This window comes from Hyalangium sp. (assembly GCF_035629615.1).
Lineage (GTDB): Bacteria > Myxococcota > Myxococcia > Myxococcales > Myxococcaceae > Hyalangium.
Genome location: NZ_DASPHO010000686.1, coordinates 1 through 4197 on the forward strand (window position 1 = coordinate 1; position 4197 = coordinate 4197).

Sequence of the window (4197 nt, forward strand, 5' to 3'; positions counted from 1 at the left end):
CTCCTGGTGCTCGACAAGCCCGCGGGCCTGCCCATCCATCCCACCGCTCGCTACCACACGGGCACCCTCGTCACGCTCTTGCGCGAGCGCTTTGGCGAGCGCTTCGCCGAGCCCGCCCACCGCCTGGATCGCGAGACGAGCGGCCTGATCGTCTGTGGGCGCACCACCGAGTCCTGCCGTGTCCTGGGCGGACTCTTCCTCAGCCGGGACGTCCACAAGGAGTACCTCGCGATCTGCGAGGGCCATCCACCGGAGGACACCTTCTTGGTGGATGCCCCCATCGCCGAGGGGACGGAGCTCATCCGGATTGCCGTCCGCATTGACTTGGTGGAGGGCAAGGCGAGCCGCACCCGCTTCCAGGTGCTCCAGCGCTTCACCCGCGACGGCGAGCCCTTCGCCCTGCTGCGCTGCTACCCGGAGACGGGCCGCCAGCATCAGATCCGCATCCACCTGCACGAGGTGGGCTTCCCCCTCGTGGGCGACAAGATGTACGGCCCAGATCCTGGCTACTTCGACCGGTTCAGCAAGCACTGCCTGGAGCCCGAGGCCTGGGTGCGCCTGCGCCTGCCTCGCCACGCGCTCCACGCCGCGCGCATCGCCTTCCCTCACCCGGGCACCCGAGAGCTCGTGACCTTCGAGGCGCCGCTTCCCGTGGACCTCGTCGACTTCATCGCCGGCAAGCCCGTGGCGGTGGAGCCGGATCCGGCCGCCGGCGTCGCGTAAGGGCTCAGCGGGTGGATGAAGGTTCGCTCGGGAGCGAGCGGCTCAGGCGGTGAGGGGCTTGCTCGAGAGCAGCTCCGGGCCGATGGCGACAGCGGACTCGGTGAGCACCACCTCGGCCATGGCCGCGGCCTTGGCGCTCTGGGCTGCCGCCTCGGCGCTCACCTCGCCCGCCAGGTACTTCCCGGAGAAGCACGCCGTGCAGAAGGTGCTGCGCTCCGGGTCTCCCACCGCCTTGCCCAGCCCCTCCAGCGAGAGGTAGCCCAGCGTGTCCGCCGTCACGTAGCGGGCAATCTCCTCCGTGGTGTGATTGGAGGCGATCAGCTCCTGCCGGCTCGGCGTGTCGATGCCGTAGTAGCAGGGCCAGCGCGTCGGCGGCGACGAGATGCGCAGGTGCACCTCCAGCGCGCCGGCCGCCTTCAGCATCTTGACGATCTTCCGGCTCGTCGTGCCTCGCACGATGGAGTCGTCCACCACCACCACCCGCTTGCCCTTGAGCACCGCCTTCACCGCGGACAGCTTCAGCTTCACCCCGAAGTGACGGATGGACTGCTGCGGCTCGATGAACGTGCGCCCCACGTAGTGGCTGCGGATCAGCCCCACGTCATACGGAATGCCGCTCATCTGCGAGAACCCAATGGCCGCCGGCACCCCTGAGTCCGGCACCGCGATCACCAGATCCGCCCCCGGCGCAGGCTGCTCGCGCGCCAGCTGCCGCCCCAGCTCCTTGCGCGCCTCGTACACGCTCGTGCCGAACAGCACCGAGTCCGGCTTGGCGAAGTACACGTGCTCGAAGATGCAGCGCCCCAGCCGTGTGGGCGCGAAGGGCTGGCTCGTCCGCATCCCCTTCGCGTCGATGACCACCATCTCGCCGGGCTCGAGCTCGCGGATGTACTCCGCCTCGATCAAGTCCAACGCCGTCGTCTCGCTGGCCAGCACGTAGCTGTTGCGCAGCCGCCCCAGCACCAGCGGCCGGAAGCCATACGGATCCCTCACGGCCACCAGCTGATCCTGCGTGAGGAACAGCAGGCTGTAGGCCCCCTTCACCTTGCCCAGCGCCTCCACTACCTTCTTCTCGAAGGTCGGCTGCCGCGAGCGGGCGATGAAGTGGATGATGACCTCGGTGTCCGAGTCCGACTGAAAGATGGCCCCGTCCGCCTCGAGCGAGGAGCGCAGCTCCCGGGCATTCACCAGGTTGCCGTTGTGCGCGACGGCCAGCTGCCCACCGGCATACTCCACCGACAGCGGCTGGGCGTTCTTCAGCTGGCTCACGCCCGCCGTGGAGTAGCGCACGTGGCCAATCGCGGCGCTGCCAGGCAGCTTCTCCAGCACGGGCGCGTTGAAGATGTCCGCCACCAGCCCCATGGACCGGTAGGAGCGCAGGTGCTCGCCGTCCGAGGACACGATGCCTGCGGACTCCTGCCCACGGTGCTGCAGCGCGTGCAGGCCCAGGTAGGTCAGGTTGGACGCCTCAGAATGACCGGTGATTCCGAAGATGCCGCACATGGTGGCGCCTTATCCCCTTTTCATGTCCCCAGAGGAACAGGAACCCGTGCTCCTCTGCCTGGTATTCCACCTACCCCGGGGGTCGGCCCGTGTGGGCAGGGGCGGGCTCCCCGCGAGCAGGCAGGCGGGGGAGGGCCCGCGAGTTGACTCCTCGACAGCAGCCCCCCCGAGCACGGGCATGAACAGCTAGGCTGCCCCCCATGGCGATTCGACGCCGGTACCTGCGCTCGCTGCTCCCCTTCGCGCTGCTGACTGCGGGCGCGGCGTATGCCCTCGCCTCGTGGAACTGGTGCGGGCGCTGGGAGGAGAGCGCTCCCGTGCTCCGCGGCCAGGCCCGAGCGGAGGGAGCGCTTCGGGCAGGCGCCGCGAAGGTGGTGCTCCCACCGCCCTTCCCCGTCGTCGTCGCCGGCTATCCGCCCCCGCGCCCCAACGCCTCCCAGGCAGACCCGCCGCTCCACGCCCGCGCCGTCATCCTCCAGGCCGGAGAGACGCGCGTGGGCCTCGTCTCCCTGGAGCTGCTGTCGGTGACGGGGCCCATGGTGGCGCAGATCCGCGAGCGGGCCTCGGACCTGGGCCTCCATGGCGTCCTCGTGTTCGCCTCGCATACGCACTCCTCCTTCGGAGGCTATGACGGACGGCTGGTGGCCCAGCTCGTAGGCACCGGGCGCTACCGCGAGTCCGCCGTGGACACCGCCGTCTCCGCGGCCAGTGAGGCGCTCCACCAGGCCGCCGCCGCGCTCGCTGACGTGACGCTGGAGGTGGGCCGCGCCGCCGAGCCCGGCCTCGTCCTCACCCGCTCGGGGGGAGAGACGCCAGATGGTGCGCTCACCCGTGTGGTGCTCCGAGGCGCCTCGAGCCCCGTCGCGGAGCTGCTCCTCTTCGCCGCGCATCCCACGATGGTGCCCCGGCAGCGCGAGTACGTGGACCCGGACTACCCCGGCCGCTTGAGCGAGCTGCGTGAGGCCCAGGGCGGTGTCGTGCTCGTCCTCCAGGGCGCCGTGGGCAATGCCTCCGTCGCCTTCAACGAAGGGCAGGGCGTGGAGCGCGCCACCGCCTTCGCGCAGGCGCTGTCCGGGCTGGTGGATCGCGCCTCGCCCATGGCCACACCCGGCCCCACGCGGCTGGCAGTGGCCCGCGCCGAGGTGGCACTGCCCCGGCCGGATGCCTCGCGGCTGGTGCCTGTCCTCACCCGTGCCGCGGGGGACAACTTCCTGTGCCACTCCGCCGCGCGCGTGGCCGAGGTGAGCGCGCTCGCGCTCGGGCCACTGGAGCTGATCACCCTTCCAGGAGAGCCCACCACCGGCGCAGGGCAGGTGCTGGCGGGGCGCACCGGTGCCACCGGCGTGCTCGGCCTCTCGGGTGACTACCTGGGCTACATGGAGACGCCCGAGCTCGTGGCTCAGGGGGCCGGTGAGTCCCGGCGCCAGTACTACGGCTCCTCCCTGCTCGAGCGCCTCGGTGCCGCCGCCCAGCTCGCCGCCGAGGCCGCGGGCTTCACCCCGGAGCCCTGAGCCACACCCCCTGTATGGAGGGAATGTGCGCGCAGTGTCGGCTCTTCGCTCGAAGAGGCGCTCGTTTCTTACCTCCTCACCTGGTAGCGCTCGAAGGGTGGGAGGAGCGGCTCAGAGGTTGTCGAACTCCGAGTCCTCCTCGCGCTTCCTGAAGAGCAGCGCCGTGCGCCCCAGCAGCTGGACGAGCTCGGCGCCCGTGCTCTGCGCCATCCGCGCGGCGGCCTCCTGGCGCGTCTCCGGGCCCTCGTGGATCTTCACCTTGATGAGCTCGTGATCGTTCAGCGCCTGCGTCGTGGCGCCAAGGATGCCCTCGGTCACGCCGGACTGGCCGACGATGACCACGGGGTCCAGGTGGTGGCCCTTTGCGCGCAGGGCGCGGCGCTGCTTCCCAGTGAGCGGCACATCTCCTCCTCGAAGTGGCGGGGGGCAGTGCCTACGGGCCCCCACGGCGGCGCACCCT

At 70.7% G+C, this 4197-nt stretch carries 4 protein-coding genes; 2 read left to right on the plus strand and 2 right to left on the minus strand.

Annotation, left to right across the window (positions count from 1 at the left end):
- A partial coding sequence (locus VD972_RS34485) for an RluA family pseudouridine synthase (RefSeq protein WP_324993056.1) occupies window positions 1–723 on the plus strand: 723 nt, incomplete at its 5' end.
- 42 nt (window positions 724–765) lie between these two features.
- Here the strand turns inward: VD972_RS34485 and purF are convergent.
- Window positions 766–2226 (minus strand): amidophosphoribosyltransferase, encoded by a 1461-nt coding sequence (purF, locus tag VD972_RS34490; RefSeq protein ID WP_324993057.1) that lies wholly within the window; start codon window positions 2224–2226, stop codon window positions 766–768.
- Window positions 2227–2426: 200 nt separating this feature from the next.
- Here purF and VD972_RS34495 point away from each other — a divergent pair, with 200 nt between their 5' ends.
- On the plus strand, window positions 2427–3737 hold the full coding sequence (locus VD972_RS34495) for a hypothetical protein (protein WP_324993058.1): 1311 nt from the start codon (window positions 2427–2429) through the stop codon (window positions 3735–3737).
- 111 nt (window positions 3738–3848) lie between these two features.
- Here VD972_RS34495 and yhbY read toward each other — a convergent pair whose 3' ends face one another.
- Window positions 3849–4139: a ribosome assembly RNA-binding protein YhbY gene (gene yhbY, locus VD972_RS34500; RefSeq protein ID WP_324993059.1), complete on the minus strand. Its 291-nt coding sequence runs from the start codon at window positions 4137–4139 to the stop codon at window positions 3849–3851.
- Window positions 4140–4197: the final 58 nt, after the last annotated feature.